This window comes from Aliiroseovarius halocynthiae (assembly GCF_007004645.1).
GTDB lineage: Bacteria > Pseudomonadota > Alphaproteobacteria > Rhodobacterales > Rhodobacteraceae > Aliiroseovarius > Aliiroseovarius halocynthiae.
The window spans coordinates 1,073,924-1,098,943 of sequence record NZ_ML660019.1 but is presented as its reverse complement, the minus strand read 5'-3'; the positions used below and the strand labels follow the sequence as shown (position 1 = coordinate 1,098,943).

At 57.7% G+C, this 25,020-nt stretch carries 24 protein-coding genes and 1 tRNA gene; 12 read left to right on the top strand and 13 right to left on the bottom strand.

Translation table 11 applies throughout. The annotated features are described in order from the left end of the window. Nucleotides 1-26: 26 nt before the first annotated feature. The 7 genes from pgl to FIL88_RS05420 all read right to left on the bottom strand — a co-directional run bounded on the left by pgl (nucleotide 27) and on the right by FIL88_RS05420 (nucleotide 6,133). Nucleotides 27-701 carry a 6-phosphogluconolactonase gene (pgl, locus tag FIL88_RS05450; protein WP_142852768.1) on the bottom strand — a complete coding sequence of 225 codons (675 nt, stop codon included), beginning with the start codon at nucleotides 699-701 and terminating at the stop codon, nucleotides 27-29. Continuing rightward, nucleotides 698-2,152: a glucose-6-phosphate dehydrogenase gene (gene zwf / locus FIL88_RS05445; protein ID WP_142852767.1), complete on the bottom strand. Its 1,455-nt coding sequence runs from the start codon at nucleotides 2,150-2,152 to the stop codon at nucleotides 698-700. Before zwf ends, pgl begins: the two co-directional genes overlap by 4 nt. Before the next feature lie 136 nt (nucleotides 2,153-2,288). Then, entirely contained in the window at nucleotides 2,289-2,876 is a 588-nt protein-coding gene (locus FIL88_RS05440; RefSeq protein ID WP_142852766.1) for an HNH endonuclease, read from the bottom strand. Between the two features lie 179 nt (nucleotides 2,877-3,055). Beyond that, nucleotides 3,056-3,739, bottom strand: coding sequence for an alpha/beta hydrolase (locus FIL88_RS05435; RefSeq protein ID WP_142852765.1), 684 nt, complete (start codon nucleotides 3,737-3,739; stop codon nucleotides 3,056-3,058). Further along, nucleotides 3,736-4,377 (bottom strand): DNA-3-methyladenine glycosylase family protein, encoded by a 642-nt coding sequence (locus FIL88_RS05430; protein WP_142852764.1) that lies wholly within the window; start codon nucleotides 4,375-4,377, stop codon nucleotides 3,736-3,738. Before FIL88_RS05430 ends, FIL88_RS05435 begins: the two co-directional genes overlap by 4 nt. Further along, nucleotides 4,353-5,084, bottom strand: coding sequence for a precorrin-6A/cobalt-precorrin-6A reductase (locus FIL88_RS05425; RefSeq protein ID WP_142852763.1), 732 nt, complete (start codon nucleotides 5,082-5,084; stop codon nucleotides 4,353-4,355). Before FIL88_RS05425 ends, FIL88_RS05430 begins: the two co-directional genes overlap by 25 nt. Then, complete coding sequence (locus FIL88_RS05420) at nucleotides 5,081-6,133, bottom strand: cobalt-precorrin-5B (C(1))-methyltransferase (protein WP_142852762.1); 1,053 nt, start codon at nucleotides 6,131-6,133, stop codon at nucleotides 5,081-5,083. Before FIL88_RS05420 ends, FIL88_RS05425 begins: the two co-directional genes overlap by 4 nt. 97 nt (nucleotides 6,134-6,230) lie before the next feature. Here FIL88_RS05420 and cobA point away from each other — a divergent pair, with 97 nt between their 5' ends. The 3 genes from cobA to FIL88_RS05405 all read left to right on the top strand — a co-directional run bounded on the left by cobA (nucleotide 6,231) and on the right by FIL88_RS05405 (nucleotide 9,679). Next, a complete protein-coding gene (gene cobA, locus FIL88_RS05415) occupies nucleotides 6,231-7,100 on the top strand; it encodes a uroporphyrinogen-III C-methyltransferase (protein ID WP_142852761.1) in 870 nt (289 codons plus the stop codon). Then, nucleotides 7,100-8,377 carry a cobyrinate a,c-diamide synthase gene (locus tag FIL88_RS05410; protein WP_142852760.1) on the top strand — a complete coding sequence of 426 codons (1,278 nt, stop codon included), beginning with the start codon at nucleotides 7,100-7,102 and terminating at the stop codon, nucleotides 8,375-8,377. The genes cobA and FIL88_RS05410 overlap by 1 nt, the downstream gene beginning before the upstream one ends. A 75-nt stretch (nucleotides 8,378-8,452) precedes the next feature. Then, nucleotides 8,453-9,679 (top strand): MFS transporter, encoded by a 1,227-nt coding sequence (locus FIL88_RS05405; protein WP_142853461.1) that lies wholly within the window; start codon nucleotides 8,453-8,455, stop codon nucleotides 9,677-9,679. A 35-nt stretch (nucleotides 9,680-9,714) separates the two neighbouring features. On the opposite strand, the gene FIL88_RS05400 is transcribed toward FIL88_RS05405, so the two are convergent. From FIL88_RS05400 to FIL88_RS05390, 3 genes are all read right to left on the bottom strand, one after another. Further along, nucleotides 9,715-11,598 carry an SLC13 family permease gene (locus tag FIL88_RS05400; RefSeq protein WP_142852759.1) on the bottom strand — a complete coding sequence of 628 codons (1,884 nt, stop codon included), beginning with the start codon at nucleotides 11,596-11,598 and terminating at the stop codon, nucleotides 9,715-9,717. A gap of 188 nt (nucleotides 11,599-11,786) precedes the next feature. Further along, nucleotides 11,787-12,059 (bottom strand): hypothetical protein, encoded by a 273-nt coding sequence (locus FIL88_RS05395; RefSeq protein ID WP_142852758.1) that lies wholly within the window; start codon nucleotides 12,057-12,059, stop codon nucleotides 11,787-11,789. 17 nt (nucleotides 12,060-12,076) lie between these two features. Further along, nucleotides 12,077-14,872 (bottom strand): [protein-PII] uridylyltransferase family protein, encoded by a 2,796-nt coding sequence (locus FIL88_RS05390; RefSeq protein ID WP_142852757.1) that lies wholly within the window; start codon nucleotides 14,870-14,872, stop codon nucleotides 12,077-12,079. Between the two features lie 132 nt (nucleotides 14,873-15,004). Between FIL88_RS05390 and FIL88_RS05385 the strand changes: the two genes are divergently transcribed. Then, nucleotides 15,005-15,472, top strand: a complete 468-nt coding sequence (locus tag FIL88_RS05385; protein ID WP_142852756.1) for a YbaK/EbsC family protein — start codon at nucleotides 15,005-15,007, stop codon at nucleotides 15,470-15,472. Between the two features lie 3 nt (nucleotides 15,473-15,475). Here the strand turns inward: FIL88_RS05385 and FIL88_RS05380 are convergent, their stop codons facing one another. Further along, nucleotides 15,476-15,955 carry a MarR family winged helix-turn-helix transcriptional regulator gene (locus tag FIL88_RS05380; RefSeq protein ID WP_142852755.1) on the bottom strand — a complete coding sequence of 160 codons (480 nt, stop codon included), beginning with the start codon at nucleotides 15,953-15,955 and terminating at the stop codon, nucleotides 15,476-15,478. A 133-nt stretch (nucleotides 15,956-16,088) separates the two neighbouring features. Between FIL88_RS05380 and FIL88_RS05375 the strand changes: the two genes are divergently transcribed. The 6 genes from FIL88_RS05375 to ilvN all read left to right on the top strand — a co-directional run bounded on the left by FIL88_RS05375 (nucleotide 16,089) and on the right by ilvN (nucleotide 21,568). After that, on the top strand, nucleotides 16,089-16,619 hold the full coding sequence (locus FIL88_RS05375; RefSeq protein WP_142852754.1) for a cytochrome b: 531 nt from the start codon (nucleotides 16,089-16,091) through the stop codon (nucleotides 16,617-16,619). A 187-nt stretch (nucleotides 16,620-16,806) separates the two neighbouring features. After that, nucleotides 16,807-17,328 carry a DUF2852 domain-containing protein gene (locus tag FIL88_RS05370; RefSeq protein WP_142852753.1) on the top strand — a complete coding sequence of 174 codons (522 nt, stop codon included), beginning with the start codon at nucleotides 16,807-16,809 and terminating at the stop codon, nucleotides 17,326-17,328. Between the two features lie 77 nt (nucleotides 17,329-17,405). Continuing rightward, nucleotides 17,406-17,891 (top strand): RDD family protein, encoded by a 486-nt coding sequence (locus FIL88_RS05365; protein ID WP_142852752.1) that lies wholly within the window; start codon nucleotides 17,406-17,408, stop codon nucleotides 17,889-17,891. Between the two features lie 118 nt (nucleotides 17,892-18,009). Further along, nucleotides 18,010-18,867, top strand: a complete 858-nt coding sequence (locus tag FIL88_RS05360; protein WP_142852751.1) for an arginyltransferase — start codon at nucleotides 18,010-18,012, stop codon at nucleotides 18,865-18,867. Between the two features lie 372 nt (nucleotides 18,868-19,239). Then, a complete protein-coding gene (locus tag FIL88_RS05355) occupies nucleotides 19,240-20,994 on the top strand; it encodes an acetolactate synthase 3 large subunit (RefSeq protein WP_142852750.1) in 1,755 nt (584 codons plus the stop codon). Nucleotides 20,995-21,007: 13 nt separating this feature from the next. Continuing rightward, nucleotides 21,008-21,568, top strand: coding sequence for an acetolactate synthase small subunit (ilvN, locus tag FIL88_RS05350; RefSeq protein ID WP_142852749.1), 561 nt, complete (start codon nucleotides 21,008-21,010; stop codon nucleotides 21,566-21,568). A 70-nt stretch (nucleotides 21,569-21,638) separates the two neighbouring features. Here ilvN and FIL88_RS05345 read toward each other — a convergent pair whose 3' ends face one another. Together FIL88_RS05345 and FIL88_RS05340 are read right to left on the bottom strand one after the other, a co-directional pair. After that, nucleotides 21,639-22,007 carry a hypothetical protein gene (locus FIL88_RS05345; RefSeq protein ID WP_142852748.1) on the bottom strand — a complete coding sequence of 123 codons (369 nt, stop codon included), beginning with the start codon at nucleotides 22,005-22,007 and terminating at the stop codon, nucleotides 21,639-21,641. A gap of 478 nt (nucleotides 22,008-22,485) precedes the next feature. Next, nucleotides 22,486-23,775: an ATP-binding protein gene (locus tag FIL88_RS05340; protein WP_142853460.1), complete on the bottom strand. Its 1,290-nt coding sequence runs from the start codon at nucleotides 23,773-23,775 to the stop codon at nucleotides 22,486-22,488. Nucleotides 23,776-23,921: 146 nt separating this feature from the next. On the opposite strand from FIL88_RS05340, the gene FIL88_RS05335 reads away from it, so the two are divergent. Next, nucleotides 23,922-24,848 (top strand): MBL fold metallo-hydrolase, encoded by a 927-nt coding sequence (locus tag FIL88_RS05335; protein ID WP_185960846.1) that lies wholly within the window; start codon nucleotides 23,922-23,924, stop codon nucleotides 24,846-24,848. Between the two features lie 48 nt (nucleotides 24,849-24,896). After that, nucleotides 24,897-24,971 (top strand) — tRNA-Asn (locus tag FIL88_RS05330). The last annotated feature ends 49 nt before the right edge of the window (nucleotides 24,972-25,020 follow it).

The window sequence follows — 25,020 nt, the reverse complement described above, 5'->3', positions numbered from 1 at the left end:
CCCCAAGGGCTTGGATTAGCCCGATATTATTCTGCCCAATGGACAGTCATATCTGACATCACCGCCTTCACGGGTGCAAGCCTAGAGTGTTTCTCGGCGGTAGCTTTCTCCAAAGCCGACCGTTTTGCATCACCTAGAATCAGAAGATGCTTGGACATCGCCCCGTTCAGGATCGGCGCGGTCAGGGTCACACGCGGTTCATCGGCTCCGGGTGCACGCATGGGCAGCAATGGCGGCGCGTGGCGTGACAGCGCTTCGTCCAGATGGTCAGCCCCCGGGAACAAGCTGGCCGTGTGCATGTCTTCCCCCATCCCCAGCAACACAACCGAAATCGGCGTGATCGCTTCGATCGCTTGTGACAGCGCAGACATGGCATCTTCGGGCTTTGCGTGCTCGGCGTAAAGCGGAACCAAATTGGCCTTGGCGGCATGCCCAACCAGCAGGCGCGACCGCAATAGCGCAGTGTTCGAACGCGGGCTGCTTTCCGGCACCCAACGCTCGTCGGTCAACAGGACATCCACCCGAGCCCAATCCAAATCCACCGCACTGAGCGCATCGAAAACCGGCCCCGGCGTGGTCCCGCCGGGCACAGCCAGAGACGCACGCTCTTCATGATCCAACATCGAGGACAATTCAGACGCCAGCACATCAGCCAGATCCAGCATCATCATGTCGCGATCTGCGTATTCTACAAATTTCATTCGCGAATCTCCCTCCAGCGACGGCCATCTTTGTGCAGCAGCATCAGTGCCTCTTCTGGTCCGGTCGAGGACGGTTCATAGCTGTACGGCTTGTCGCGGCGGCGCTCCCAATCTTCGATGATTGGATCAGTCCAAGCCCAGGCGGCCTCGACCTCGTCCCCGCGCATGAACAGGGTCTGATTGCCTCGAATCACGTCCATGATCAGGCGCTCATACGCATCTGGCGCATCGGCCAGTTCCTCGCCCAAAGCTTCGGCGAAGGTCATGTCCAGCGGCACGTCAATCAGACGCATTCCGCCCGGCCCCGGCTCTTTAATCGTGACCTTCAGATCCATGCCCTCGTTCGGCTGCAACCGGATGGACAATTCATTGGCGGATTGTCCCGTATCGGCTTCAAAGATCGAATGCGGCGGCTCTTTAAACCGCACGACAATCTCGGACATCCGGGCCTTCAAACGCTTACCTGTACGCAGATAGAACGGCGTTCCATTCCAGCGCCAGTTCGAGATTTGCAGCTTCATCGCAACGAAGCTTTCCGTCGTGCTGGCCTCGGCTTCCGCGTCCGACAGATACGAGGCCACATCATCCGTGCCAGAATACTGGCCGCGCACGATGTCATCCGGCGACACCGGGTCCAAAGCACGGATAATTTTCAACTTTTCATCACGCACAGCATCCGGATCAAACTTGGATGGAGGCTCCATGGCGGTCAGACACAAAAGCTGCATCAGGTGGTTTTGCACCATGTCCCGCATCGCGCCGGACTTATCATAATAACCGCCCCGCCCTTCAACACCGACAGACTCGGCGACCGTGATCTGGATATGGTCCACGTATTGCGCATTCCAAAGCGGCTCGAACAGCATATTGCCAAAACGCAGCGCCATCAGGTTCTGAACGGTTTCTTTGCCCAGATAGTGGTCGATGCGATAGATCTGGCTTTCGTCGAAATGCTCGGCCAGCGTTGCATTTAAGGCGCGGGCTGTTTCCAGATTGTGACCGAAAGGTTTTTCCACTACGATCCGCGCTTCGGGTCCCGCAATGCCGCGTGTATGCAACCGCTCGGCAATCGGTCCGAACAGACGCGGCCCGACCGAGAAATAGAAGGCTTGCACGCGGTCGGATTTGCAGATGGCTTTCAGATCGTCCCAGCCGTCATCGCCCAATGCATCCACACGCACATAGCTGAGCGTCTCGCGGAATGCGGCCAGAGTTTCCGGGTCACATTTGCGCTTTGAAACGAAGCTGCGCACGGCCTCTTCTACGAAGTCACGAAAGCCCTCATTGTCCAGATCACCACGCGCGGCACCGATGATACGGGCACCTTCGGGCATCTGCCCATCACGGAAACGACGATACAGGCCGGGAAGGATTTTGCGGCGCGACAGATCCCCCGTCCCGCCAAAAATCACCAGATCAAAAGGATCCACAGGAATAACACGCGAGACCATTGGGAACTCCAGATATGTTAGCGCTAACCACGTTGCTCATGGCCTTCTAACCGCTTCGTTCGGCTAAGTCTAGCACCCTTCGTGTGGGTCACAAGCAGATGACGAGCATCTGCTCTCAGAAAGTCACAGATTGCGCTCAAGAAACGTCCAGCTCGGCGTCCCAATACAAAAAGTCCATCCAACTGGCATGCAGATGGCCGGGTGGGAACTTGCGTCCGACATTGCGCAGCTCTTCCGCTGTGGGCTGGCGCGCCGGTCGGCGTAAGGTCAGACCCGAATGACGAAGGGGCTTCGAGCCCTTTTTTAGATTGCAGCGTTGACAGGCCGCTACGACATTCTCCCACGAGGTGACGCCCCCTGCGGCCCGTGGCACCACGTGATCAAAGGTCAGGTCGCCCTTTGCGCCGCAATACTGACAGCAGAACTGGTCCCTCAAAAACAAGTTAAAGCGTGTGAAAGCAACGCGCTTTTGAGGTTTCACATAGTCTTTCAGAAGCACGACCGACGGGATCTTCAGCTCAAGCGACGGGCTTCTGACCACTTCGTCATATTCAGCCAATATATTGACCCGATCCAACACCGCAGCTTTCACGGCTTCCTGCCATGGCCACAACGACAGCGGATAATAAGACAAAGGCCTGAAATCCGCGTTCAGCACCAAGGCCGAGTGCTGTTTGGCACCGCCGCCTTCCCGTACAAAGTCAGTCCTGAAATCTCCATCCATGACGCATCCAATCCTCGCCCGTATACACCCTCAATCGGTTGTCGGGGCGGGACAGCCGCCCCATGCTTATAGGTTGACTATATATTGATACGACAACCTGACAACCCCAACATATGGGGTCATCAGCGGGATAACATTGGATTATCTCAGGGATGTGACAGCGCGCGCGTCAGATGTGATCAATCAGAGGGTTTGTCCGAAGCCAGACCCAGTTTATCCATCATGAAGCTAAGCGCGACAGACAGGCCGTCCATCGCGATTCCATGACCGGTCTCCTTCATGATAAAGCCATAGGTCTCGAACCCGGCAGCTTGCAGCACTTCGCCACTTTCGCTGAAATGACCCGGAGGTACCATGTCGTCCTGATCCCCATGAACAAGCAGGATCGGCAGTTTTGAGACCACGTTTTCGGCAAACTGGTCAGGTTCCAGCATGCGGCCGGAAAAGGCGACAAGACCGGCAATCGGTTCGTCCCGGCGTGGCAGCACGCGCATCGACATCATGCTGCCTTGCGAGAAGCCGAAGACGATCAATTGCGACGGTTCAATGCCTTCATCTTCCAGCACCTGATCCAGAAACGCGTTGATATCCGCGGTCGCCATTTCAACGCCACGCATGCTGTCTTCTTCCGACGATCCGTCCAGCCACGGGATGGGAAACCACTGGTATCCCATCGGATTGCCCAAGCATTTCTCGGGCGCGTCAGGCGCGATGAATGTGGTGTCGGGCATGTGTTCGGACAAGGGATCGGCAAGGCCCAACAGATCCGCACCATCCGCGCCGTATCCGTGCAAGAATACCACAACCGAGTTTGCGACGCCCGAGGCGGCCTCGCGCCGTTTGCTTTCCAAAATGCGGGTCATTCGCCTATCCCTTCGCGATCTGTTTCCATCCGGTAATAGGCCCACAGCAACCGCGCCGCAACGCCCCTGTTGGGGGACCAGTCCTGCGCCAGGGTGCGCATGGCTTTTTCATTGGGCCGCTCGGCCAAATCAAACAGCCGCCTCGCAGCTTCTTGCAGGGCCAAATCACCTGCGGGGAACACGTCTGTACGCGCCAATGCGAACAGGATATAGATTTCCGCCGTCCACGTTCCAATGCCGGGAACCGCCGTCAGGGTCTTCGTCACCTCATCAGAGGGCAGGTCATGCAACGCGGGATAGTCGATCTGCGCTTCTGCCAACGCCTTCGCATATCTGATTTTGGGACGTGACAGGCCCACATCTGCGAGGTCTTGATCACTGGCGCGTTCGACATTTTGAACGGCATCAAACCCTGCCGCCTGCACCCGCGACCAGATCGCCGCCGCAGATGCGGTCGAAACCTGCTGTCCGACGATGGCAAACATCAAGGCCGCAAACCCGTCTGGGCGCAGCCGTAAAGGGATCTCGTCCATCTGATCAAGAATGGGCTGAAAGCGGGGCTCGTTCACACACAGCGCCCGCGCTTCCCGCCTCAGGCAATCCTGCCCGCGGATCAGCGTTTCAGAGTGTTCAGCCATCTCATGGCCTCCTGCGGGGTTTCAGCGATGGGGCAGTCAGGCATGGGCGGTCGTGATTGCATAATCACGGGCAACCCAAGTTGTCGCGCCGCGTCCAGCTTGGCGCGTGCAGGTCCGCCAGCATTCTTGCACACAATATGCGTGATCTGACGCCCACGCAGCACCTCGACCTCATCTTCAATTGAAAATGGTGGACGTCCGATGATCCAGCCCCCTTCAAAGGGAAATGGCGTGTCGGTCGGATCAACGCGGCGACAAAAGAGTATGCGGTCACCTGCCAGTCCTGACCATTCTTCCAAAGACATCGCGCCGGTCGCAAGCAGCACGCGCGCGCTGATTGGAATGTGTTGTGCGGCCTCGCCAGGGGTGGCAATCACGTGCCAGCGATCCTCTGGGCCGGCCGTCCATGCCGGGCGCAGTAAGCGGAGATATGGCACGTCTAATCGCTCTGCGATCCGTTGGCTGCGCGGCGCGATCCGCGTGGCAAAGGGATGCGTCGCATCGATGATCGCGTCAAACGCCCCCTCTTGCAGGAAGTCCAACTGCGCCTTCTGCCCCCCGAACCCGCCGTGACGTGTCGGAACGGGATAGGGTTTCGGTAAACGCGTCACGCCCGCCAAAGAAGCCAGCACCTGATGCCCGTCTGTCGCTGCCAGTTCCGCAAATTCTCGCGCTTCGGATGTGCCCGCCAGAAGCAGGATCTTCACCGGGTCTGCGCGATCACATCGCCCTTTCGATTGATGACGGTAATGTCGACCGACACGGGCGCACCGCGAAGGAGCTGAAGCGCTTGCGCTTGCGCCTTTTCGGCAATCATCATAGACATTCTTTCCCCATGCTTTTCAAACGCTTGAAGCGCGGTGTTCATACGTGCCACCTCTGGGTCAGACAACCAATCTGACAGGGTTTCGAAATCCACCTGACTGCGGCCCGAGTGCAAATCCCGTGCGCCCTGCGCCAGCTTGGTCAGCTTGCCAATCCCACCGCCGATGGTCACACGCTCGACGGGATTGCGCGCAAGATATTTCAGCATCCCACCCGCGAAATCACCCATGTCGATCATCGCGCCTTCGGACAAGCCAAACAGCTCTTGCACCACTTTCTCAGAGGTCGCTCCGGTGCAGCCCGCCACATGGGTCAACCCCTCGGCCCGCGCCACGTCAATCCCCCGATGGATCGAGGCGATCCACGCAGAACAGGAAAAAGGGCGCACGATGCCCGTCGTGCCCAGAATGGACAGCCCGCCCTTGATGCCAAGCCGTGGGTTCCATGTCTTTTCAGCCAAGGCCGCGCCATCTTCGACAGAAATCGTAACGATGACATCTGCCCTTTGGTCATAGGTCGCCGCTGCGTCATGCACGACGCCTTTTATCATCTGGCGCGGCACCGGATTGATGGCGGGTTGACCGACAGGGATCGGCAAGCCGGGTTTCGTCACTGTGCCTACGCCTTCACCTGCGACGAAAAATACGCCCTGACCGGGTTTCGCGGGCGCCACACGCGCGCGAATGACCGCACCATGGGTAACATCCGGATCATCGCCCGCATCTTTGACAATTGCAGCTTCGGCCCAGCCTTGACCTTGCACAAGGTCATAGACCAGAAAATCCGGTGTCTCGCCACGCGGCAAGGTGATGGTGACACGCGACGGCGCGCCCTGCCCCCACAGCGCATCCAAAGCCGCCTTCACCGCAGCGGTGGCGCAAGCGCCGGTGGTCCAGCCACGGCGTAGTTCAGGTGGGGAAACATCATTCATACGAACGACTATATGTCGACAATCCAGCGCCGCCAATCCGTTCTGTGACGTCGCAGTTGCGCTTTTCGCCCGCCGCGTTCGGGTGCATAAGGGGCACATGACCGACTCGCACGCATATACGACACCTGTTTTGCCCGGCCATGATTGGCCCACACTGGAACCCGGCTGGGTCTGGTTATGCGGTGCTGGCCCCGGGGATCCCGGACTTTTGACCATTCATGCTGTGAATGCTCTGATGCAGGCGGATGTGATTGTGCATGACGCGCTGGTCTCGCCCGAGATCCTGAATTGGGCCCGTCCCGAGGCCGACGTGATCTATGCCGGCAAGCGTGGCGGCAAACCGTCAGCAAAACAGCGCGATATTTCGCTTAGGCTTGTGGATCTGGCCAAGGACGGCAAGCGCGTATTGCGCCTGAAGGGCGGCGATCCTTTCGTGTTTGGGCGTGGTGGCGAGGAAGGTCAGACGCTTGTACAGCATGGCGTTCCGATCCGTATCATCCCCGGCATTTCCGCCGGAATTGGCGGGCTGGCCTATGCAGGTATTCCCGTCACCCACCGCGATGTGAACCAGTCCGTGACATTTGTCACGGGTCACGACCAGTCTGGCAACGCCACCGGATCTTTGAACTGGCCAGCGATCGCACAGGGGTCGCAAGTCATTGTTATCTATATGGGCATGAAGCATCTGGACCGCATCCGATCCGAGCTGATTGCAGCTGACCGCCCGGAAGACGAACCTGTGGCCATCACCATGAACGCGACGACGCCGGATCAGCGCGTGCTGGAAACTACGCTTGGCACCTGCGTCGAAGATGCAGACCGCGAAGGCATTGGTGCCCCGGCCATCATCTGCGTCGGGCGTGCCGTCTTGATGCGACAGGCCTTGGACTGGCAAGCGATGGCCGCTGGTCTGGAACCCCGCGACACCGATCCTCTGGGCCGTGGACGCCCGGCCGAGGATCGCTGATGTCGTCGCCAACCGGCTTGATTCTGTCCGCGCCCTCATCGGGCAGCGGGAAGACCACCCTGACGCTTGGCCTGCTGCGCGCGTTATCGCGGCGCGGTGTGGATGTCAGCGGTGCGAAATCCGGCCCAGACTATATTGACCCGCGTTTTCATGCTGCTGCTTGCGGACGCGAATGCCCCAATCTTGATGCGTGGGCGATGGGGCCTGCGCGGCTGCATGATTTAGCACGATCCGGTGCCGAGCTTCTTTTGATTGAAGGGGCGATGGGCCTGTTTGACGGCGCGCCCCCAGAAGGGCGCGGTGCCACAGCGGATCTGGCACGCATTTTTGCCCTTCCCGTTGTTCTGGTGGTCGATTGCGCCCGCCTTGCACATTCGGTCGCGCCCTTGGTGAACGGCTTTGCCCAACACGACTCTGACGTGCGCGTCGCGGGTGTCATTCTGAACCACGTAGGCAGCCCGCGACACGAAGCTATGCTGCGGGCCAGCCTGCAAGACAGCCTGATCCCGGTTCTGGGCGCGGTCTATCGTCAGGCGGGGCTGGAACATCCCTCGCGTCATTTGGGCTTGGTTCAGGCCGAGGAACATCCCAATCTGCAAGCCTATCTTAACCGGGTCGCAGATGTGGTTGAGGCCGCGATCGACCTTGATGCTCTGGTCGCTTTGGCGGGCCATGTTGCGGACACTCCGGGTGCTGCCAAACGCCTGCCTCCTCCGGGGCAACGGATAGCTGTTGCTTCGGACAAGGCCTTCGCCTTTGCCTATCCGCACATCTTGGCAGACTGGCGCGCCGCCGGGGCCGAGGTTTTGCCTTTCTCACCCCTTGCGGACGACGCCCCGGCCCCAGATGCTGATTTCATCTTTCTACCCGGCGGATACCCAGAGCTTCACGCGGGGAAACTGGCTGCCGCACAGGGTTTCAAGCATGGTATGAAATCCGCAACCTGCCCGATTTATGGCGAGTGTGGTGGCTATATGACTCTTGGTCGAGCGATCACCGACAAAAACGGCAATCGCCATGAAATGCTGGGGCTTTTGGGGCTGGAAACCAGCTTTGCCAAGCGCAAGCTGCATCTTGGATACCGCGCGCTGCACGCGACCGACGGCCCGTTCTCAGGACGCTGGAACGCGCATGAATTCCACTATGCCACAACGCTTTTGGCCGAAGGTGCGCCGCTATTTGACGCCACCGATGCCGAAGGCCGTGCGCTTGCCCCAATGGGACTGATCGAGGGCCATGTGTCCGGCAGCTTCGCCCACCTGATTGATCAAGCCTAACTGCGACATCCGCCCACATTCAGGGGTACAATTTCGCTCTGGTCAAAACCCACATGCATGGATACGCATATGCGCATGACCGATGTGACCCTGACACCAGCCGACGACGCCCGCGCCAAGCGCAATGTAACGATACTTGTGCTTGCGCAGGCCATTCTGGGTGCGCAGATGCCGATGATTTTCACCATGGCCGGTCTGGCGGGGCAATCGCTGGCATCCAACCCCTGCTGGGCGACCCTGCCGATATCCTTGATGGTCGGCGGTTCGATGGTCTTCGCCAATCCAGTCAGCTGGGTCATGCAGACCTATGGACGTCGGGTCGGGTTCTGGCTGGGCACGCTTGGGGGCTCGTTTGGTGCAGCGATCAGCGCTTACGGCTTGATGCAATATGACTTCACGATCTTTCTGATCGGGTCGTTCTTTATGGGGCTTTATCAGTCTGCGCAGGGCTTTTACCGTTTTGCGGCGGCAGACACGGCGTCGGCTGCCTTCCGACCCAAGGCGATTTCCTATGTTATGGCAGGCGGCCTTGCGTCCGCCATTATCGGTCCGCAACTTTTCAACTTGACCAATGACGCCATGGTCGTGCCCTTCCTCGGAGCCTATCTGACCATCATCGTGATCAACCTTCTGGGATCGCTTCTGTTTCTGGGGCTGGACATTCCCAAGCCCGAAAAACCGCACGAGGACGCGCCGAAGGGCCGGACCCGGATGGAACTTCTGCGCGATCCAGTGATCGCCGTGGCGATCATCTGCGGGATGGTCTCCTATGCGCTGATGAACCTTGTCATGACCTCGACACCTTTGGCGGTTGTGGGATGCGGGTTTGAAACCGATATGGCAGGCAATATCGTCACCGCCCACGTTTTGGCAATGTTCGTGCCCAGCTTCTTTACCGGCCACCTGATCGCCCGCTACGGGACACGCATGGTCATTGCCGCGGGTCTGGTCATTCTGGGCTTGGCGGGCATCGTCGCCTTGCAGGGGGTCGAGCTTGAGAACTTCTTCATCGCCCTGATCCTGTTGGGCGTCGGCTGGAACTTCGGCTTCATCGGGGCCACCTCGATGCTGGCAGGTGCCCACGCACCTGAAGAACGCGGCCGCGTTCAAGGCATGAACGACATGATCGTCTTCGGCTGCGTAACCGTGGCGTCGCTGGCGTCGGGCGGGCTGATGAACTGCTCGGGTGGGTCAGCTGTCGAAGGCTGGAGCGCCGTGAACATTGCCATGGTGCCCTTCTTGGCCCTTGCGGGTGCATCGCTGATCTGGCTGATGATGCGCCCACAAGACGAGCTGACCTAAACGTCACAACCCAAACGCAGCCACCCGCGCGACCGTTAGAAGACGACGTTCAGCATGACCAGCGAGACAAGCAGGAACAGGATCGTCATGATCCCTCCGCTTTTTACGAAGTCCATCACCTTATAGCCCGCAGGCCCCATGATCAGCGCATTCACCTGATGGGTCGGAATGATGAAGGAATTTGACGTCGAAATCGCCACCGTCAGGGCAAATATCGCCGGATTGGCACCGGCAGCCACAGCAATCGAGACGGATAAGGGCACCAGAAGAACCGTCGCCCCCACATTCGACATGACCAGCGAAAACACCGTTGCCAAAACGGCGACACCCGCCTGAAGCGACCAAATCGGCCATCCGTCCAGCACCGTCAGGATTTGCTGGGCAATCCATTCAGCCGTGCCCGTATTCTGCACCGCTTGCCCCAACGGGATCAAACTGGCCAACAAGAAAACTGTGTTCCAGCCGACAGCGCGATACGCCTCGTCAATGCTGAGGACGCGCGACAGCAGCATCCCGACAGCGCCCGTCAGCAGACACAATGACAGGCGCACATCCGTGAACAAGATCAACGACAATGAAATCAAGAAGAAAAACAACGCCCAGCTGACCTTGTGCGGACGAAGCTCCTCTTGTGGAAAGTCTGTGGTCACCACGATGAAATCGCGGTCGCGCTTCAATCGCGTCAGGTTGTCCCAACGTGTATGCGCCACCAGCATGTCACCTGCATGAAAGGGAACCAGACCAATCTGAGTTGCCTCGTGATCTTCAGTCTTCACATGGCTTAACGTCTCTTCACCGCGGTGTATGGCCATCAGCCCCAGCCCATAGGTTTTACGCAGCAAGATGTCACGAGGGCTTTTCCCAATCAGTTTGGAATCCGGCGGAATGACCAGCTCGGCCACCCCCGCATTGGTTGGGGCGAATTCTTCGATGAACACATCCAAATCAGGGCGCACCATCAGCTTATAGCGCTCTGCAAACTCATGAACCGCCTGGTCACTTCCGATGATCGCCAACCGGCACGGGGCGGCGATCTCGGCGGTTAAAATCTGGATCATCGACGCCTTACCACGATAGAAAGTCGAGATAATATAGATGTTGTTTTCGTTATTGATGTCGGCAAGGATTTGACCGACTAAGGGGCTGTCGGCGGGCACATCCACCTCAAAGACCTGCGCATGAAGTCCATAGACGCGTTCAAGATACTCTGTCGTCCCCTGCCCGGAACTTGGCTCGATCGGATCGGATGATCCGGGCAGCACCCAGCGGCCCAAGACAAGAAAATACACGATGCCAGTCACGATCAATGCAGCGCCCACCGGCGCCACTGAAAACAGTCCGAACGGCTCCATCTTCAAATGGTCAGGCAAGCCTTCGTTGGCCGTCAGGATCAGGTCATTCAGCAAAATAAGGGGCGACGACCCCACCATGGTCATGGTGCCACCCAGGATCGCGCAGAACCCCATTGGCATCAGCAGACGGCTTAGCGGTATGCCTGAACGCACCGAGATCCGGCTGACAACTGGCAGGAACAATGCCGCCGCGCCGACGTTTTGAAGAAAGCTGGAAATGAAGCCCACAGTTCCTGACACAATGGGAAGCACACGGGTTTCGGATGTGCCGCCATGTTTCAGGATCGCCGCGGCGACCTTGTTCATGATCCCGGTCCGGTCAAGTCCGGCCCCCACTATCATAACCGCGATGATCGATATCACTGCGTTTGAGGCGAACCCGTCAAACAGGTGATTGACGTCTGCCAAACTTTCGAGACCGGGCAGGTAACTTAGGATGCCGACCGTCACAAGAACAAGCAAGGCGGCCAAATCTATTCGAATTATCTCGGAAACAAATAGGAAAACTGTAAATGAAAGAAGGCCAAGCACGACCCCCATCTCTGTCGTGAATACTATGGCGTCCATTCAACTCCCACTCTCGCACCCTCAGGGGCGACCAAGACTGGTGGGTCCGAAGCGCCCTATACTACGTGATAGGATCTAGTCTGGACCGGACACCAAGGCGCTGTCATGTATTTTCTATAAAATAGTTATCTTCGCCCACTGATAACACCCGAATGCAGACCCGACTGCCGAGGTGCCCAAATGTGGGATCACCCAACCCGCCCCTTGCGCCCACCGCGCCGCTTGGGCGCGGTGGGCGTTTCAAGTGCGGCGGTCAGGACATCGGTCATCGGATGGTCAGGCGCAGTGGCACCATAATGATCCAACAAAGCCTTGATCCGATCCGCCTGCGGCATGTCGTGATCTTCAAACAGCGCCCAATCTAAAAAAATGGACCGGCATTCGCCCGCAGAGATCCCTTCGATCACATAGCTGTCGCGGATCAACCCGCGCTGGTCGATGGCTTGGATAAGCTCGGTCATATGTCCCTCCGGCGGCGTCACCCGGGTGGGTTTGCCAGCACTTCGTCGATGGCAAGGGCTGCCGCCCGCGCCTTGTCCTCCAGATCCCTGATCAGGGCGGCTTCGCTTTCTGCCCCGGTCTCGCGCAAAAGCAAGCCTTGCCCGCCCTGCCCTAAACTGTCCAGATCCAAAGGACCATCCGAGAGAAGTTTCGACGCGGCCTGTAAGCGCCACATTAAGTCGTGGGACTGCGCCATATCGCGCCCCTGCGCGTCAGAAAACCACCCAATGGCGACACCCTGCGCGATCTGTTGATCTGGCGTGCGAGGCGTGTCACCCGACAAAAGCGCTGCGGCCTGGGCAACCAGCTCGACATCTTGCAGGTGGCCTTCACCCAGCTTGGCGTCCAATGCGCCGCCCGCCTGCTTCGCGTCTGCGATCCGGTTGCGCATCTCGATCACATCCGAGATCACCTTGGACGGGTCGCGCTTAACCGCAAGCACCTCGGCCCGCGCGGTTTCATAATCCTGTGCAAGCACATCTGGTCCGGCAACCACGCGCGCCCGCGTCAGGGCCAGATGCTCCCACGTCCAGGCTTCGTCTCGTTGATAGGACTTGAAGCTTTCAATCGAGGTGGCAACAGCCCCTTGCCGCCCCGAGGGGCGCAAACGCATGTCGACTTCGTAGAGCCGTCCTTCCGCCATCGGTGCAGATAGAGCCGTCAGAAAGGCCTGCGTCAAACGCGCATAATACGGGCGTGTCGCCAAGGGGCGGCGTCCGTCCGACATATCCACGCCTTGCGGGTCATAAATGATGATCAGATCCAGATCTGATGTGGCCGTCAGCGACCGCGCGCCCAAGGATCCCATTCCGATGATCGCAGCCCCCGCCCCAGGCGGAGTGCCGTGTTTCAGCGCGAAATTGTCCACAACTATTGGCCAAAGCCCGCGAATGACAGCATCGGCAAGGTCGGTATACTGAGCCCCCGCCTCACGTGCCTGGATCAGGCCACGCAGGAAATGCACGCCGATACGGAAATGCCATTCTTTCATCCAGCGGCGGGCGCCATCCAGTTTCGCCTCGTAATCAGGTGCCTTTTCCAGACGCGCGGCCAGCTCTGCCTCAAGCGCCTCACCGCCCGGCCACGGTTCAAAAAAGCCACCCCCGATCACCGCGTCCAGAACTTGGGCGTTGTGTCCCAGATAAGCAGCCAGCGCCGGTGCCGTTGCCGCGATATCGACGATCAGATCAACCAGCGTTGGGTTTGCCTCGAACAGGGAAAACAGCTGAACGCCTGCGGGCAACCGCTTCAGGAACCCATCGAATTGGATCAGCGCGTCATGCGGACGTGGCGCATCGGCCAGCCGCGCCAACAGATCAGGTTTCAAGCGATTGAAGATCTCGACCGCGCGGGCCGAACGCAGACAGGGATAGGTCTCCCACCGGCTCACGATTTCGACCTCGCTTTCGGTCAGTTCGCGACCATCAGCAGTTGTGTCATCGGGCGCGAAGAAGCCTTCGGTCACCTCGTGCACTTCGGCCAACGCATCATGGATCTGGCTCTTCAGAACATCGGTATCCCCCTCGCCCATCATCCGCGCCAAACGGTCGAACTCATCATCTGATTTGGGCAGGTTATGGGTCTGAGCATCGCGGAACATTTGCACACGATGTTCAACCTCGCGGTGGAAGCGGTAATGTCGGGTCAGAATTTCGGCCACATCCGAGGGGATCCAGTCTTTGTCTGCGAGCGCAGCCAATCCCGGTACTGTGCCACGCATCCGCAATCCTTCGTCGCGCCCCCCGGCAATGATTTGACGGGTCTGCGTGAAAAACTCGATCTCGCGAATGCCACCACGGCCCAGTTTCATGTCATGGCCGGGCAGTGTGATATCGCCATGCAGCCCCTTATGCTCGCGGATACGCAAACGCATGTCGTGGGCATCCTGAATGGCCGCGAAATCCAGATGCTTGCGCCAGATAAAAGGGCGCAGACGTGCCAAATAGGCCTCGCCCGCTGCAATATCGCCACCGCAAGGGCGCGCCTTGATATGGGCGGCACGCTCCCACGTGCGGCCAAGGCTTTCATAATAGCGCTCTGCCGCCTCCATCGAGACACAGACCGGCGTAACGGACGGGTCCGGGCGCAGCCGCAGATCCGTGCGGAAAACATAGCCATCTTCCGTCAGTTCAGACAGCATTGTGCTCATCTTGCGGGTGGCGCGGACGTGGCTGGCACGTGCCTCGTGGAAATCGGCGCCTTCGAAGCGGCTGTCGTCAAACAGCATGATCAGATCAATGTCCGAGCTATAGTTCAGCTCGTGCGCCCCCATCTTGCCCATGGCCAGCGCGACCATTCCCCCGGCGATCTCAACATCATCCTCAGTCATACCCGGCAGTTTGCCGCGCCGGATTTCGTTGCCCACCTGAAAGGTCATTGCCGAGTGGGTGGCGAAATCCGCCAGATCTGTCAGCGCACCGGTCACCTGCTCTAGCTGATAAACCCCTGCCAAATCGGCAAGCCCGGTCAGAAGCGCGATGCGCTGCTTTGCCACGCGCAGGGATTTGCGCAAGGTGCTGTCGCTGTCGCGGTTCATGTCGTTCATCGCGGTGCGGATGGCGTCTTCAGGAGCAATGCTCAGCGCCTCGCGCAGCCAACCCGCCTGTTTCTCCATCAATCCCTTCAGATAGGGTGAGCAGCCAGCCGCTCCCGACAACACTCCACGCAGATCAGGCGTTAAATCCGCAAACAGCGCGTCGATATCCGCGGCGGGTTCGGCCTCGTATGCGATGGGAGTACGGGTGATGCGGGCAGCGAAAGAATTCTGGCTCATATGCGCAAATTGCGCCGGGCGGCGGGGCGGGTCAACATGGGAAAGCAGGTTGCGACCATACGGACCAGCTTGATCATGGGAGATGAATGGCTACTGTCCCGTTAAGGATCGCTGAACACGACAGGAACCAATATGTCCAAAAGTCTAAAACGGGTCAAAGCTGCGCTTGAAGACGCAGGCATCGCCATTGATGTGGTGGAAATGTCCGAAGGCACGCGCACCGCTGCGGATGCCGCCCGCGCCTGTGGGTGCGAGATAGATCAGATTGCAAAATCCATTATCTTTCGCGGCGAAAGCTCGGGTCATGTGGTGTTGTTTCTAACGGCGGGCGGAAATCAGGTGGATGCGGTGAAAGCCTCGGCGCTGGCGGGCGAGACGTTGGGCAAAGCAGATGCGAAACTGATCCGCGCCGAAACTGGATTTGCGATCGGAGGTGTGTCCCCTGTCGGGTTGACCAGTCCGGTTCGCGCTTTCTATGACGCGCGTCTTTTGGAATTTGAGGAAGTGTGGGCTGCTGCAGGCACGCCGCGGCACGTTTTCCCTGCGCCCCCCGCGGATCTGATCCGCATATGTGGCGCAGTTCCCGGCGACTTTACTTAGGTTTCAGCCGCATCCAGAACCCACTGCCTGCGTCAAAACTGTCAACAGGCGCAGAAATTCTTGCTGGTCTTCGGCGGGCAACTGATCCAGCAGATCTTTGTTCAGATCGCCGATGATCCCAAAGATACTGGGCATAAGCGCCCGACCATCATCCGTCAAAAACACACGATGTGTGCGACGGGATTGCGCGTCTTGTTTGCGTTCAACCAGCCCCTGCTTTTCCAGCGCATCCAGTGCACGCGAAACTGTATAGCCCGCCAGTCGCAGTCCCTCGCCGATTTCGGTCTGGCTGGCGCCTTCTTTCTCGGTAAGCGCCATAAGCACGATGAAATGATCCATCTTCAACCCGTGCACTTTAAGACGGGTCTGCATCTGCGTTTCAGTCATGCACGCCAGGCGTTGCAGCATCCAACCAGCGCTGGTGGTACGCGTCTGATGCGCTTGGTCGCGCAATTCTGGGTGGACTGGGGTGGGCTTGTTCATGGTCACACTTTGGCAAGTCTGTTTCTGCTTTCGGCCTCAATATAAGCGCCAACATTTGCAATTGCAACTTTCTGCTTGCAATATTTGCAATTGCAAGTATCGTGTTGAAAGTTACTAGCCAATGAGAAAAGCCATGAAACGTTATCACCCATTACTTGTCGCCCTGCATTGGCTTCTTGCCCTGATGATCATTGTCGCCTTGGTCATGGGCTCGAATGTTCTTGCCGCCCTTCCGAACGATCACCCAGACAAAATGTTCAGCCTGCGCGGGCATATGTCGATCGGTATTATTGTCGGCGTGCTGATGATTGTGCGCCTTGTCACGCGTTTGCGCAGCACGCATCCGCCCAAAGCAGATACCGGCAACAGTCTGTTGAATTTTGCTGGCGGCGCAGCGCATTGGGTTCTCTATATTCTTGTGTTCTTGATGGTCGCCAGCGGCATCGGCATTTCGATCGGCGCGGGCCTGCCAGATATCGTGTTCTTCGGATCCGGTGCGCCCTTGCCCGAAAGCTTTGATCACCTTATTCCGCGTACAGCGCATGGTATCCTGTCAAAACTTCTTATGTTGACCATTCTGGCCCACCTGGCCGGCTGGGCCTATCACCAATTCAAGTTGAAAAATGGGCTTCTTAGCCGCATGTGGTTTGGCTCGCGCAGCTAATCCAACGTCACGCACCATTGAAAGCCGCCAGTTTTGGCGGCTTTTTTTGTGTGTCTTCAACCCCTTAGAAAAATAATGTAAAATACTTTCACATACATCCTTGAACCCAACCACGAAAACCCCACATCTTAGTCATGTGAAAGACATTCACATTAAACGTAACGCAGACAGAACGATGGAGACCAATATGAACACCGCCGCCCACACCACCCGCTACGAAAACGCCCCACGTGGTTGGTTTTCCCGCACCGAGGCGTGGCTGGACGAACGTGGCAAAGGCGCCTGGATCGCCACCATGGTCGTCAGCTTCATCCTGTTCTGGCCCGTCGGCCTTGCCCTTCTGGCCTATATGATCTGGAGCAAACGCATGTTTTCTAAATCCTGTTCTCACCGCCGCAACCATGACAGCCAGGCTTGGCAGGACCGTCACATGTCGCATCGCCACGGCTTTGCAAGCTCGGGCAACACCGCGTTTGACGCCTATAAGGCTGAAACCCTGCGCCGCCTGATGAGCGAACAGGAAGCTTTTGAAGCCTTCCTTGAGCGCCTGCGCGCTGCCAAGGACAAGTCCGAGTTCGACCAGTTCATGGACGAACGCGCCGAAGCCGCCCGCAGCTCGCATATTGAAGACGAGGATATGGACGACGACGCAGACGACCGGGCTGAAGATGTCGAAATCCTGGATGAACCCACGCGCAAAAAGAAGTAAGCTGAACGCAGGCTTACTGTTCCCCCGGCCCCTTCGGGCCGGGTTTCCTTTAACCTGAAACGAGATCTTTTGAACTCATGACGCAGTCTTTCGATTATCACGGCCATTCTCACAGCGCGGACCATTGGGGCCTACCCGATCCTGATACGCAGGCCGAGTTCTATCAGGATGTGACACTGAAACGTCTTTTGGCCTGGTTTATTGATGTCGTTCTGATCGTCGGGATGTGTATCCTGATCGGACTTTTGACCTTTGGCATTGGCTTTTTCCTGTGGGGCTTGGTCTATCTGGCCGTCGGATTTGTCTATCGGATGACCACGCTGAACAGTAGATCTGCGACGATCGGTATGCGTTTCACAGCGATCGAACTGCGTCGTCACGACGGGCAACGCTTTGACCGCCAGACCGCCGCGCTGCACACGTTGGGCTATTATCTGTCCATGACCACCTTTGTTCTTCAGATCATCTCGATCGTCATGATGTTCACCACAGCGCGTGGCCAAGGTTTGGCCGACATGGTGCTGGGGACAGCCGCCATCAATCGCACGGCGGAACGTCGCTAAAACCCCTCCCCCAAGCCCCCGTTCTCGGGTCCTGTTTACTCTGTGGAACGACGGGGGCTTGCCCGACCCCATATGGACAGGCTAGGCTCGTCACGATTTGACGTGATTTCGAGTGACCATGCGCCATACCCTTCCGCTTGCCCCCCAATTTTATGTGACCGCACCACAAGAGTGCCCATATCTTGACGGCCGGATGGAGCGTAAGCTGTTTACAGCCCTTCAAGGCGAGCATGCCGAGACGTTGAACGACACGCTGTCAAAGCAAGGATTTCGCCGATCGCAGAACGTGCTGTATCGGCCCTCTTGCGCAGAATGCTCGGCCTGTTTGTCAGCGCGAATCCGCGTTGCAGATTTCAAACCCAGCAAAAGCCAGCGCCGCACGGCGAAACGCAATGCAATGCTGGAACGGCGTGCCCGTGCGCCTTGGGCCAGCGAAGACCAATATGAATTGTTCCGACGCTATCTGGACACGCGCCATGCCGAAGGGGGCATGGCAGACATGGATGTGTTCGAGTTCGCCGCAATGATCGAGGAAACGCCGATCAAAAGCCGGGTGATTGAATATGCCGAGCGCGGCCCCGATCAACACCCCGGAGACGATGCCATTGGCCCCCTGCGCGCTGTGTGTTTGACGGACGTGTTGGAAGACGGGCTTTCGATGGTCTATTCCTTCTATGACCCAGAATGGCAAAGCAAATCTTTGGGCACGTATATGATCCTTGATCATATCGACATCGCGCGCGACGCGGGCCTTCCTTATGTGTATCTTGGCTATTGGGTGCCTGGCAGTCCGAAGATGGATTACAAGGCATCCTTTTCGGCGATTGAAATCTATCGCGACAATCATTGGACGCCTCTGAATGTCGACGAAGATTATTCGGCCGAACTGCATCCCCTGTCTACGGACCCGATTGCCGAACAGGTGGCTGGCATTACCCTGCCCGACACAGCTGGAAAGCCCCACCGCGACGCGTGATCCCCAACAGAGCAGTGCACAGATCCCCATTTCTGCATGCACGTGGATGAAATCCGGCGCCCCATTTCCATAAATTTCCAGAAACCCGCCAAAAACAGACCGAAAATTACAAAATTTTCGTCTGCGCGACATTTTATACGCGCTTTCGCTGTTGACGCCCCCCACATGCCCTCATAATGTCCCGCGCACAGATTGATGAAGCCTTCAAGGATCCCCTTGGGCAAGAACACGGGAAAAACTGCAATGCGCAGCGTCCTAGTACTTGTTGGAAATTGGCGCATGGGCCGGTAACGGAACCATATTGGAACCCCATGCGCCCCCGAGATGATCGGGGGCTTTTTTATGAGAAGCGCACGTGGAATGGAGAAGAAGATGACACGTCAGATGACCGGAGCGAAAATGGTAGTCCAAGCCCTGAAGGATCAGGGTGTGGACACAGTCTTTGGCTATCCCGGGGGCGCTGTCCTACCGATTTATGACGAGATTTTTCAGCAAAACGACATTCGTCACATCCTTGTGCGTCACGAACAAGGTGCGGTTCACGCCGCCGAAGGATATGCCCGCGCGACAGGTAAACCCGGTGTTGTTCTGGTAACGTCCGGACCCGGCGCGACGAACGCTGTGACGGGCCTGACCGACGCGCTGTTGGATTCGATCCCGCTGGTTGTGTTGACCGGACAGGTGCCCACCTTCATGATCGGCACAGATGGCTTCCAAGAGGCCGATACCGTTGGCATCACCCGCCCCTGCACCAAACATAACTGGCTGGTGAAAGAAACCGATAAGCTGGCCGAGACGCTGCATCAGGCGTTCCATGTGGCGACGTCAGGTCGTCCGGGACCAACGCTGATAGACATCCCCAAGGACGTTCAGTTCGCAACCGGCAGCTATACGCCGCCCGCTAAGACCGAAATCGGCCACTATCAGCCGCAGGTGCGCGGCGATATTGCCGCGATCACCGAGCTGGCCGAGCTGATGGAAACGGCCGAGCGCCCCATCTTCTATACCGGTGGCGGCGTGATCAACTCGGGGCCTGCAGCCAGCCAGCTTCTGCGTGAACTGGTGGATGCAACTGGCTTTCCGATCACCTCGACCTTAATGGGTCTGGGCGCCTACCCTGCCTCGGGTGAACATTGGCTGGGCATGTTGGGCATGCATGGTTTGTACGAAGCCAATATGGCCATGCATGACTGTGATCTGATGATCTGCGTTGGCGCCCGCTTCGACGACCGGATCACCGGTCGCCTTGACGCGTTCAGCCCGAACTCGAAAAAGGCGCATATCGACATTGATCCCAGCTCGATCAACAAAGTAGTTCATGTTGATCTGCCGATCGTTGGCGATGTGGGCCATGTACTGGAGGATCTTTTGAAGGTCTGGAAAGCACGCGGGCGCAAAACCAACAAAGACGGTCTGGGCAAATGGTCCGAGCAGATTGGCGAATGGAAAGAGCGCCGCTGCCTGAGCTACTCCAACACCGATAAGATCATCCAGCCGCAGTTCGCATTGGAACGCCTTGAAGCACTGACCAAAGACAAGGATCGCTATGTGGCCACCGAAGTGGGCCAGCACCAGATGTGGGCCGCGCAGTTCCTTGGGTTTGAGGACCCGAACCGGTGGCTGACCTCGGGCGGTCTGGGCACGATGGGCTATGGCCTGCCCGCGTCACTGGGTGCGCAAATCGCGCATCCCGATGCCTGCGTGATCAACGTGGCTGGCGACGCGTCATGGCTGATGAATATGCAGGAAATGGGCACCGCGGTTCAGTTCCGCGCACCGATCAAGCAGTTCATCCTGAACAACGAGCGTCTGGGCATGGTGCGCCAGTGGCAGGAACTGCTGCATGGCGAACGCTATTCGCACAGCTGGTCGGAAAGCCTGCCGGACTTCGTGAAGCTGGCCGAGGCGTTTGGCTGCAAAGGCCGTCAGGTCTCTGACCCTGCCGAACTGGACGACGCCATTCAGGAAATGCTGGATTATGACGGCCCGTTCATTCTGGACGTGCTGGTCGAGAAACACGCCAACTGCTTCCCGATGATCCCGTCGGGCGCACCGCATAACGACATGCTGATGGGCGAAGCCGAGACGCAAGGCGTTATCGGTTCCGCTGGCGCAACACTGGTTTAAGGAGGGCCTCTAAATGTCTGCACTAAAAATCAAAAAAGGCTCTTCCCGCAAGTCAGCCTATGACCTACGTGACCCAAACTCGGACATCATTGAGCGCCACACGCTGGCCTGTGTGGTCGATAACGAAGCGGGTGTTTTGGCGCGGGTAATTGGCCTATTTGCCGGACGTGGGTATAATATCGAAAGCCTGACCGTGGCCGAAGTTGACCACGAAGGTCACCTGTCGCGTATCACCATCGTGACGACGGGCACCCCTGCCGTGATCGAGCAAATCAAAGCGCAGCTGGGCCGAATTGTTCCAGTACACGAAGTCCACGATTTGACCGTCGAAGGCCCCGCGGTAGAGCGTGAACTTGCCTTGCTGAAGGTCGAGGGATCAGGCGACAAGCGCGTCGAGGCCCTGCGTCTGGCTGATATCTTCCGTGCCAATGTTGTGGACAGCACGCTGGACAGCTTCGTGTTTGAAATCACCGGCACGACCGAGAAGATCGATGCTTTCGCGGATCTGATGCGGCCCTTGGGGCTAAGCGACGTCGCGCGCACCGGTGTCGCCGCCTTGTCGCGCGGCGCGTAAAAACCTCTACAAAAACAAAGAACGCCCGGCTGGAACTTCAACCGGGCGTTCCTCTTTAAGAACCGGGGGGTTAGGCGACGACTTGCAGCGACGACTTCCCAAAGTTTGTCCGTTTACGAGTCAAGATTTCGCGAAGCACCTCTGACGGAATGTCCTTTTCAACTTCGGAAACGATCAAGACGGTGCGTATGCCATCACGCTTGGCAACCTTACAGCGAATGAGCTGCCCTTGCCTTAACGTTTCCAAATCCTCCAGAATCGTGTTTTTCTGGCAAATGCAGGCCAATGGCCCCTGGTCTTCGCACCAGACTAAGCCGTTTTGGTTTTTCTCGTTGTACCAAAGGACCAAACCAAACATACAACCCTCCCATTGCCCAATATAGACTGCGATCACGAGTGCGCAGCCGGAAAGCCCATTGGCTATCATATCCAATGTCATCAATACACCTTTGGTATTAAAACTGTACGGTATCTGTCAACAGTCTTACGCTCAGCGTCATTTTTCGCCAAATATGTGCCTGTACGACGAGCACCCGGTGAAAATTGATCCGCGATTAGGTCGGCGGACCACAACGTACGGTATCTCCGGTGCCGTCTTGCAACTTGATGACGAAGCTCACCCTACCTTCAACACACGGTTGCCAGCACCTGGGTAATTCTGTTGCTTTATGCAAAACGGGCTAACCCCTTGCAAAAAGCTGTATACCACATTCCATGTGCGACAAAGAAGTTCACCATCGCTTTGGACAAGCTCACCTGCGACACCCATTTCCACCCGCGAATTCGTCTCGTTCATTCCAAATCCGATACCGTAGAGAGCAGCATGCGACGGGCTGACCGTCGTCCCTAGCAATGGTATATGCTTCAAAATCAAAGCATCAGATTGGGACCAGCGCTAGTTGCACACCTGCGCAGGTTCACAACGGCAAGACAAGCTGAACCTTCAATCCCCCCAAATCCTCGCTTAGCCCCAGACGCAAATGACCGCCATGGCTGCGGGCGATGTCGCTGGCGATCGCAAGCCCCAAACCAACGCCCGAGCCTTTGTTTTGATTGCGGGATTTGTCGAGCCGCGCGAAAGGTTTCATAGCTTCTTCACGGTCTTCGACAGCAATCCCTGGCCCGTCATCTTCAACAACAAAGCGCATGTCTGCGCGCCCAAGAAGCAACGACAGACGTGCGCGCGAACCATAGCGGGTTGCATTCGCAAGAAGGTTGTCCAATGCCCGCTCAAGTGCTGCCCGCCGGAATGGGCGCTTGCCAAGATCCGCGACCTCGCCCAAAGCCACATTCATTCCGGCGCGCTGTGCGTTCTCTGCTAAATGATAAATAAGGCCGACGGGATCCACGGACTCGGGGGCATCTTCAAGCGCGTCAGCCTGTGCGAACCCAAGAAAACCGTCCACAAGACGCACCATATCTTCAACATCCCGCTCAAGATCTACGCGTGCCTCATCCTCGACCATGGAAAGCCCAAGGCGTAGCCGCGTCAAAGGCGTACGCAGGTCATGACTGACCCCGGACAACATCAAGGTGCGCTGTTCGATCTGTCGATCAATACGCGAGCGCATGTCTAGAAACGCCTTGCCAGCAGCCCGAACCTCGGTCGCGCCGGCCAGGCGATAGGGCACCACCTGCCCTTTCCCGAATGCTTCCGCCGCACGTGCAAGACGGCGGATCGGTCTCAGCTGATTTCGTAAAAACAGATATGCGATCAACGTCATCAAAAAGCCCGTGACGACCATCAGGACCAGCAGTTGGTGGGGATTGGTAGCCGAAACCCGCCCACGATCCAACACAACCCCCAAAACCCCGTGATCCGTGGCAACCGCGATGAACACCAATGAACGATTTGTCAGAAGATCAACGCCGATGAACCCCGGCACCCCTTGCTGCAATGTGCTTTCAACCCTTGGACCGGTGAAATCCGTCAGGCGGCGCTGAGATTCCACAGGTTCCGTCGGTAAGGTCAAATGGATACCTAGCGGCAAAGCGATGGTTTCAGCACGCACCAAGGCCTCTTGAACTGTGCGGGCTGCGTTCACCCGATTGACGATCAGCTGCACCTCGGCAACCACCGCCTCGGTCATCTGTACTGTGATCCGGTTGAAGTGCCGCTGTATGAAAACCACAGAAACAACAAGCTGCAAGGTGACGATGGGCACGATCAAAATCAGAGCTGCACGGCCGTATAGCCCGCGCGGCATGGCCCGTTTCAGCCAAGCAAAATCACGCCAACTTGCGCGAGAAGAACGATTTACCTGCGACATGGCTCGACCCTATGACGCGGCGGCGCGCTTGCCAAGCGGCAGGTCGCACGTCAGGAAGAGTTAGGACATCGAAAGGCAAGCTGATGGCACCTGATCACGCAACACCGCCCGGTACAGGTATCATGCAACGGATCGAACCCGGCATACGCCGGATCATCGCGCCCAACCCCTCACCCATGACCTATTGGGGCACCAATACATTCGTTCTGGGGGAAGGTGATGTGGTTGTGATCGATCCTGGGCCACCTGATCTTTCGCACATGCGAGCCCTGCTGGACGGGCTTCAGCAAGGCGAACGTATCACGCATATTCTTGTGACTCATGCCCACCTGGACCACTCTCCACTGGCACGCATCCTGTCTGAGTCAACCAAAGCCCCCGTCCTAGCCTTTGGAGACGCGCAGTCAGGTCGCAGCGACGTCATGCGTGATCTCGTGGAACGCGGGTTGAGTTCCGGCGGCGAGGGCGTGGATGCATCGTTCAAGTGCGACATCACCCTGTCGGATGGAGAGATCTTCACCGCAGGCGGACTGCAAATCGAGGCCATCTGGACCCCCGGCCACTTCGCCAACCACTTATGCTTCGCCACGCAAGGCGCTGTTTTTACAGGCGACCATATTATGGCTTGGGCCAGTTCTTTTGTGTCACCACCCGATGGTGACCTGACTGCGTTTATGGCCTCGTGCCACAAATTGGCCGCCCGTAAGGACCGCGTTTTCTATCCGGCTCATGGCGGTCAAATTGATAATCCGGCGACAAGGTTGAACTGGCTGATTCAGCACCGTCTAACACGCGAGGCCGAGATCCGTACCGCTTTGACACGAATGAAAACAGCATCTGTGTCCAGCCTAACTCGGGAAATCTACACCGATACACCAGGCGCCTTGATCCCCGCCGCCGAGCGAAATGTCTTTGCCCATTTGATTGACCTGGCGACCCGCGAAATCGTGAGCGCCGCTCCACATCTCGAGGCCAATGCATTTTTCCGAATGATGGACGAAAAAAGTTAAATTCGCCTCTTGCAGCCCGAAATCGCCCTAGCTATAAGCCCCCCATGTTCCGGCGTAGCTCAGCGGTAGAGCAGTTGACTGTTAATCAATTGGTCGTAGGTTCGATCCCTACCGCCGGAGCCAATCACACCGCAAGGCATTGATTGAAAACAAAAAACCCGCTCCGAGAAAT

Coding starts and splice junctions, on each gene's coding strand:
- FIL88_RS05405 (WP_142853461.1), top strand. CDS start 8,453: ATGACCGATGTGACCCTGACACCAGCCGACGACGCCCGCGCCAAGCGC.
- FIL88_RS05345 (WP_142852748.1), bottom strand. CDS start 22,007: ATGACATTGGATATGATAGCCAATGGGCTTTCCGGCTGCGCACTCGTG.
- zwf (WP_142852767.1), bottom strand. CDS start 2,152: ATGGTCTCGCGTGTTATTCCTGTGGATCCTTTTGATCTGGTGATTTTT.
- FIL88_RS05380 (WP_142852755.1), bottom strand. CDS start 15,955: ATGAACAAGCCCACCCCAGTCCACCCAGAATTGCGCGACCAAGCGCAT.
- FIL88_RS05375 (WP_142852754.1), top strand. CDS start 16,089: ATGAAACGTTATCACCCATTACTTGTCGCCCTGCATTGGCTTCTTGCC.
- FIL88_RS05395 (WP_142852758.1), bottom strand. CDS start 12,059: ATGACCGAGCTTATCCAAGCCATCGACCAGCGCGGGTTGATCCGCGAC.
- cobA (WP_142852761.1), top strand. CDS start 6,231: ATGACCGACTCGCACGCATATACGACACCTGTTTTGCCCGGCCATGAT.
- FIL88_RS05400 (WP_142852759.1), bottom strand. CDS start 11,598: ATGGACGCCATAGTATTCACGACAGAGATGGGGGTCGTGCTTGGCCTT.
- FIL88_RS05385 (WP_142852756.1), top strand. CDS start 15,005: ATGTCCAAAAGTCTAAAACGGGTCAAAGCTGCGCTTGAAGACGCAGGC.
- FIL88_RS05440 (WP_142852766.1), bottom strand. CDS start 2,876: ATGGATGGAGATTTCAGGACTGACTTTGTACGGGAAGGCGGCGGTGCC.
- FIL88_RS05390 (WP_142852757.1), bottom strand. CDS start 14,872: ATGAGCCAGAATTCTTTCGCTGCCCGCATCACCCGTACTCCCATCGCA.
- FIL88_RS05365 (WP_142852752.1), top strand. CDS start 17,406: ATGACGCAGTCTTTCGATTATCACGGCCATTCTCACAGCGCGGACCAT.
- FIL88_RS05435 (WP_142852765.1), bottom strand. CDS start 3,739: ATGACCCGCATTTTGGAAAGCAAACGGCGCGAGGCCGCCTCGGGCGTC.
- FIL88_RS05410 (WP_142852760.1), top strand. CDS start 7,100: ATGTCGTCGCCAACCGGCTTGATTCTGTCCGCGCCCTCATCGGGCAGC.
- FIL88_RS05340 (WP_142853460.1), bottom strand. CDS start 23,775: ATGCCGCGCGGGCTATACGGCCGTGCAGCTCTGATTTTGATCGTGCCC.
- pgl (WP_142852768.1), bottom strand. CDS start 701: ATGAAATTTGTAGAATACGCAGATCGCGACATGATGATGCTGGATCTG.
- FIL88_RS05360 (WP_142852751.1), top strand. CDS start 18,010: ATGCGCCATACCCTTCCGCTTGCCCCCCAATTTTATGTGACCGCACCA.
- FIL88_RS05420 (WP_142852762.1), bottom strand. CDS start 6,133: ATGAATGATGTTTCCCCACCTGAACTACGCCGTGGCTGGACCACCGGC.
- FIL88_RS05430 (WP_142852764.1), bottom strand. CDS start 4,377: ATGGCTGAACACTCTGAAACGCTGATCCGCGGGCAGGATTGCCTGAGG.
- ilvN (WP_142852749.1), top strand. CDS start 21,008: ATGTCTGCACTAAAAATCAAAAAAGGCTCTTCCCGCAAGTCAGCCTAT.
- FIL88_RS05370 (WP_142852753.1), top strand. CDS start 16,807: ATGAACACCGCCGCCCACACCACCCGCTACGAAAACGCCCCACGTGGT.
- FIL88_RS05335 (WP_185960846.1), top strand. CDS start 23,922: ATGGCACCTGATCACGCAACACCGCCCGGTACAGGTATCATGCAACGG.
- FIL88_RS05355 (WP_142852750.1), top strand. CDS start 19,240: ATGACACGTCAGATGACCGGAGCGAAAATGGTAGTCCAAGCCCTGAAG.